This is a genomic window from uncultured Methanobrevibacter sp. (genome assembly GCF_937906425.1).
GTDB lineage: Archaea > Methanobacteriota > Methanobacteria > Methanobacteriales > Methanobacteriaceae > Methanobrevibacter.
In genome coordinates, this window is record NZ_CALCYR010000178.1 from 1 (window position 1) to 5,640 (window position 5,640).

The 5,640-nt window shown below is 28.6% G+C and carries 5 protein-coding genes; all 5 read left to right on the plus strand.

Annotated elements, in window-relative coordinates; genetic code table 11:
* Positions 1-111: 111 nt before the first annotated feature.
* A complete protein-coding gene (locus Q0138_RS05060; RefSeq protein ID WP_297981710.1) occupies positions 112-1,209 on the plus strand; it encodes a hypothetical protein in 1,098 nt (365 codons plus the stop codon).
* A 190-nt stretch (positions 1,210-1,399) separates the two neighbouring features.
* A complete protein-coding gene (locus tag Q0138_RS05065; RefSeq protein ID WP_297981712.1) occupies positions 1,400-2,176 on the plus strand; it encodes a hypothetical protein in 777 nt (258 codons plus the stop codon).
* A 626-nt stretch (positions 2,177-2,802) separates the two neighbouring features.
* Positions 2,803-3,723, plus strand: coding sequence for a ribose-phosphate diphosphokinase (locus tag Q0138_RS05070; RefSeq protein WP_297981717.1), 921 nt, complete (start codon positions 2,803-2,805; stop codon positions 3,721-3,723).
* A gap of 391 nt (positions 3,724-4,114) precedes the next feature.
* Positions 4,115-4,492 carry a hydrogenase maturation nickel metallochaperone HypA gene (hypA, locus tag Q0138_RS05075; protein ID WP_297981713.1) on the plus strand — a complete coding sequence of 126 codons (378 nt, stop codon included), beginning with the start codon at positions 4,115-4,117 and terminating at the stop codon, positions 4,490-4,492.
* A 313-nt stretch (positions 4,493-4,805) separates the two neighbouring features.
* Positions 4,806-5,483 carry a hydrogenase nickel incorporation protein HypB gene (gene hypB, locus Q0138_RS05080; protein WP_297981715.1) on the plus strand — a complete coding sequence of 226 codons (678 nt, stop codon included), beginning with the start codon at positions 4,806-4,808 and terminating at the stop codon, positions 5,481-5,483.
* Positions 5,484-5,640 lie beyond the last annotated feature (157 nt).

A 5,640-nucleotide genomic window follows, 5' to 3' on the forward strand; every position in this document is an offset into this window, starting at 1 on the left:
TATTAAATATAAAATAAAATGTTATATAGTAATTAGGATTTTAAAATTAATTTACTATTATTATGATTAATCAAATAAAAAATTAATTATTTAATATAATTGTGTGATTTCATGTTATTAATAGCTCAAAATCATTTTCAACTTATAGTCGAAGTAGGTTTGATTTTACTGGCTACAATGATATTTGTAATCAATCTTGTTCCATTGTCATTAAGTGTAGTTACTTTCCTGTCATTATTCCTGTCAGGTAGTTTCGTACTCTTGTTTGGAGGGGACTTGGCTTTATTGGTATTGTCATTTGGTCAGCACGAATTTACTCACCCATTTGGTCCAATAGCTGTTTTGGCTATTGTATCCTCATTGGCTTCTGTCAAGGTTATGGAAGGGTCGGGAGTTGAGGTGGACCGACTTAAGAAGTTTGTTTATTTTTTCCTTTTGGCAATTACAGTATTTGGTGGAGCAATGCATAGATCTTTCTTATTATTATGGTTTATAGGTCTATTTATAGGATATACAATTATTTCCAAATCATTTAGACAAAAATCCATTCTTACCATGAAAAGAATTTTGATGTTCTTTGGTATTGCTCTTGCAGCATTTGGAGTTTTGGAAGTTATTTCAAGAATTTTAAGCATGGAAGTTTTCTCTCCTGTACTCAGGATTTCAAGGCTTGCTCAAAATTCATTATCCAGTTTAAAATTGGTAATTGGAAATACATATCTAATTGGTCACGATCCTGAATCTTCATATTGGCCAAGCAGCACTGGATTTGCAGATGGTTACATCAGTTTGCCAATGCAATTTATTCTGATGTTCGGTTTGCCGTTCCCATTGTTCTTCGGGCTTTTGGTAACCAAGAAGGATACTATCGATTATATGCTTCCAGGTATTTTCGGTTATTCTTATGACTTCGGGTATTTAACATTTTTCATATTGCTTTTATTGGTTTTACTGGTAATTATTGTGGGCTTATTGGTTCTTCGTGAATACAGAACTAAAAGAGAAAAGAACAATAAGAAATATCTTGGTAAAGAGGTTCTTTTAATCGGTTCCCTTACTGGATTCATATCCCAAGCTATTATTGGTTTATTCCTTTTCAACAGGACTGTAAACGGTATGGCATTACTTACATTTATGTTCTTGGGTTCTTTAGTTTTAGCTCATTCAGTTACTCTTAAAAGAGAAAGTAATGAAGTTTTAAGCCAATAATTTAATTTTAACTTCTTATCTTTTTTTATCTTTTTTTTTATCTTTTTTTATCTTTTTTTTATCTTTTTTCATTTTTGAATTGTTGAAACCATAACTGTTGGGGTTCCGACGAACCTGGAGAGCCTGTCTTCTGCAAGGCTTCAAAAACTATTTATAACAAAAAATTTAAATATAAACACAGGTGAATTCGTTGGATTTTAATACTGCATACATATTGGAAATAATTGTTGAAATAATTGTTTTTTTAGCTTTGATGGGTGTTGGAATTTTTGTTATGAAAAAACTGAAAGGCAGTGACAACAAATTCATTAGTCCGAAGGAATATTTGCCTGATGAAGAAATACACTCAATCAGACAGTTATATTATCTGTTAATGATGTCTTTATGTTTTTTTGTAGTCATATACATCCTTGTATTTACCAATTATGATTTGTTATATGTTACAGTATTTGACACTCTTTTTTCATTATATATTGCAATTACATTTGAAAATTCAAAATGGCGTAAACTGTTGGTATTGATGTTAATACCTTACGGATCTTTAACTTACATATTGTTTGGCTATACATTGGTAAGTCTATTGGATCTTATTCATATTCCGGTATTCTTATATTTCATCAAGTATTATTATGATCGCTTCAAAAAATACACTGAAACAAACAGTTTGGGAATTACAATTGTTTTATTGTTTTTAATCGTATTCGTTAGCTTTTTCATAACCCTCTTTGTTGAAAATGCCAACCCATTAGATGCTCTTGTAATGGTTTCCAATGCATTCACAAGTAATGGATATGCCGTTTTAGGAAATTCCATTCCCGGAAAGTTAAATAGTGTCCTACTGGTATGGGGCGGTTATATACTTTCAGGCGTAGGTACTGCGACATTAACTGCCGCACTTTTAATCAATCATTACAATAAACGCTTTGACAAGCTGGAAGAGTTAATAAAAAAGAATAATGATGAGTAGTTGACATATGCATGAAATCAAATCTTTTATGCAAAATCCTGCTTTAACCTGTTAAAAAGCAAAAAAGAATTCAAAAAACAAAGCTCTCCTTTTTTGAGTTCCTAAAACTCTTTTAAAAAATAGCTAAAATAACTGATTAAAAATATATAAATAAATTTTTAAAATTGTTTTCAACAGACCCTTTATTTTATTTTTATTCTATTTTAATTAGCTATTTTTATTTTATAATTATTTTTATTAATTTATTTTATTTTTTAGCTTTTTTTTAGCTTTTTTGTAAATTTTTTCAATTTTTATTAATTTATTTTTTTAGTTTTTTTTGTAAATTTTATTAACTCTTATTAATTTATTTTATTTTTTAAGCATTTTTTTCATTGAGTCTATAAACTTTTTTAGCATTATTTTTCAAAATAGTAATATTTAATTATAAACATCAATATAAATATTTATGTTAATCTTTTAATTTTATAATATTTTTTAAAACCCTTTTTATTGAGTTTGTTTTAAAATTTTTAAAATGATTTTACAGATTTTTAAAAAGATTTATAAATTTTAATACTTTTTATAACTTATATTATTGATTAAAAGACTTTATTAAGATTACAAGAATATTTTCGGTGATTATGTTGATTATTGGTGGTTCAGCTTCACAAAAGTTAGCAGCTGAGGTTGCTAAGAAATTAGGGGAAACTTTAGCTCTTTTAGAGACTAAAAAGTTTCCGGATGGAGAAAGGTATATCAGGGTAAAGGAAGAGGTTGAAAAAGAGGTAACAATTATTCAATCCACTGGTTTTCCTCAGGATGAAAATTTGGTTGAATTATTGTTTTTAATCAGAACCCTTAAGGACTTAGGTGCTGAGCATATTAAGGTTGTTACTCCATATCTTGGTTATGGTAGACAGGAATTAAGATTTAAAGATGGTGAAGCAATTTCCGCTCAATTGGTAGCTAATTTAATTGAGGAATCTGGTGCAGATGAATTTATTTCAATCAATTTACACGAAGACAGTGTAAGGGATTTCTTCAATATTCCAACTGCCAATCTTTCAGCCATGCCTCCAATTGCAGAATATATTGCTAAAACAGTTGAAGATCCTATAATCATTGCTCCTGATAAAGGGGCTCTTGGTTTTGCAGAGGAAATCGCTGAAATATTGGGTTGCAACTGTACCTATATGAGCAAGGTCAGATTAGGTCCTGATAAGGTTGAAACCAGAATTGTTGATGTTCAATGTGATTTTGACAGTGAAGATTTGGAAAAGGCTAAGAAAGATTCTAAAGTTAACATTGACTCTGTTGAAGGAAAAGAAGCGGTCATTATTGATGACATTATTGCAACCGGTGGAACTATCGTTAATGCAATAGGTATTTTAAAGGAGCATGGTGCAAAATCAGTGGATGTTTATTGTGTTCACCCTGTTTTGGTTAATGATGCAGTTATTAAAATATCTGCAGCAGGAGTTCGTGAATTGGCAGCTACCAATACTTTAAAATCTGATGTAAGCAATATTTCAGTTGCTAAACTCATTGCTGATGCTTTAAGATAATTTTAGAATGTTTTTTTTATTTGGAATTTTTTAAATAGTCTTTTATTATTTTAATTTTTTTAAATTATTGATTTTTTAAAAATTTCATTTTCTTTATTTTATTTTGATTTTTAATTGATCTGGAATATTTGTTTATTTTATTTTATTTTGATTTTTAATTGATTTGAAATATTTGTTTATTCTATTTGAATTTTTAACTAATCAAAATCATTCTTTTAATTTTATTAAAACAATCCAATTCTGTTTGAATGTTTTTTAACAGTTTGATATTTTATCAATAGTTTTATATTATATTAATTAATAAAATAGTATTGTATTTATTAAAGATAATTTTGGATAAATTTTTCTTAAATTAATTTTTTTTAGGAATAATGTTTTATTGGGGATAAAAATGCACGAATTAGCTATGGCTCAAGGGATTTTAAATGCAGTGCTTGAAACTGCTGAAGCTAATGATGCAATTGAAGTAACTGAAATTGTTATGGAAATTGGCAGATTGGCAATGTTGAATCCTGAACAATTAAAATTTATGCTTGGTGTTTTATGTGAAGATACCATAGCAAAGAATGCTGAACTTATTATTGAAAATATTGACGTTGAAATTGACTGTCATAACTGTGGCTTTAAGGGAGTTGCAAATGTTGATGACAGTGATCATTACGCTCCAATGATTTTATGCCCGGAATGTGAAAGTCATAGGGTTGAAATCAAAAACGGTAAGGATGTAACTGTTAGGAATATCAGTATTGAAAAAGAGGATGATGAATAATTTTTTTAATTATGCTTTTGAATAATTTTTTATACGAATCAAGATATTCCTTAAAATTTATTTTGCTTTTGAATAATTTTTCAAGGCATTACTAATTTTTTGATTTTGCTTTTGAATAATTTTTCAAGGCATTAATAATCAATTAAAAATCCTGCTTGGATTGGAGGATTTTATGGCCAAACATTTACTGGTCTAAATATTAATTAATCCATTAATAATTTTAATACTTTTAATCAAAACTATTGATTTAATTAATTATTATTTTAATATTATTACATTTATATATTTATTTTAATTTAAGAAGGTGTATGATATGCATAAAGTAGCAGATGTAGAAGTAGCTAAGAACATTATGGATGCCAACCAAAAATTGGCACATAAGAATTTACATGTTTTAGAAGATAATGATATTTTTTGCATTGACTTTGTAGGAGCAATCGGATCAGGTAAAACTGCTCTTATTGAAGATATTATTGATGCAGTTGATGAAAAGATCGGCGTACTTGCCGGAGACATTATCAGTGATTTTGATGCTGAAAGAATCAAGTCTCATAATGCGCCTGTTGTAGGATTGAATACAGGTACTGAATGTCACTTGGATGCTCATCTGGTCAGTCATGGTTTAGGGGACTTGCCTCTTGAGGATATTGATTATCTTTTCATTGAAAATGTAGGTAACCTGATTTGTCCTGTTGACTTTGAATTAGGTTCCCATATGAGAATTGTTGTGGTAAGTGTTACTGAAGGGGATGACACTGTAGAGAAGCACCCTTACATTTTCCAAGGTTCAGACTTAATCATTATCAATAAGATTGACTTGGCTGATGCTGTTGGTGCAAGTATTGATAAGATGGTTGCTGACGCTAAAAAGCTCAATCCTGATGTTAAAGTTATTACCTCAAGTTTAAAAGAGGGAATTGGATTGGATGAGATTATTGCAGCTATTGAAGAATTTAAACAACATGAAGAAAGTCATCACCACCATCATTAGGTGATTAGAACTTTTTTCTTTTTTATTTTTTCTTTTTTTACTTATTTTTATCTAATTTTATTTATTTTTATTTATTTTTCCTTTTTTCCTTTTTTTCCTTATTTTTATCTAATTTTATTTATTTTTATCTATTTTTCCTTATTTTTCCTTATTTTTA